The organism is Psychrobacter sp. TB20-MNA-CIBAN-0197 (assembly GCF_040309765.1).
Lineage (GTDB): Bacteria > Pseudomonadota > Gammaproteobacteria > Pseudomonadales > Moraxellaceae > Psychrobacter > Psychrobacter submarinus.
In genome coordinates, this window is record NZ_JBEOPC010000252.1 from 1 (window position 1) to 328 (window position 328).

General features: G+C 43.0%; 1 protein-coding gene. It reads left to right on the forward strand.

Annotation, left to right across the window (positions count from 1 at the left end; translation table 11 throughout):
- Positions 1–111: 111 nt before the first annotated feature.
- The coding region (locus AAEY83_RS13545) for a hypothetical protein (RefSeq protein ID WP_351059586.1) at positions 112–328 on the forward strand (217 nt) is incomplete at its 3' end.

The following is a 328-nucleotide window of genomic DNA, read 5'->3' on the forward strand; positions in this document are numbered from 1 at the left end:
TCACTAAACCCAGGAGTTTACAGCGTAAGTACTAAAGGCGGCAAAAGTGAGTTAATTTCAAAAAATGGCTATCAGCCACAGTTTGGCGCAGCTAACGATCGAGTGTACATCATGAGCCCGTGGCCAAAACCAACGCTGAGTGTAGTAGAGCTTGATACTAAAAAAGTGCGTAAGCTTTACGAATCTGAGCATGCCACCGAATTTAGAGTATCGCCAGATGGCCAATATCTTGCGTTTGCTGAGCGCTTTAAAGTATTTGTAACACCGTTTGTAGAAAGCGGTAAAACGCTTAATATTAGCCCTACAGACAACCAATTTCCTATTGAGC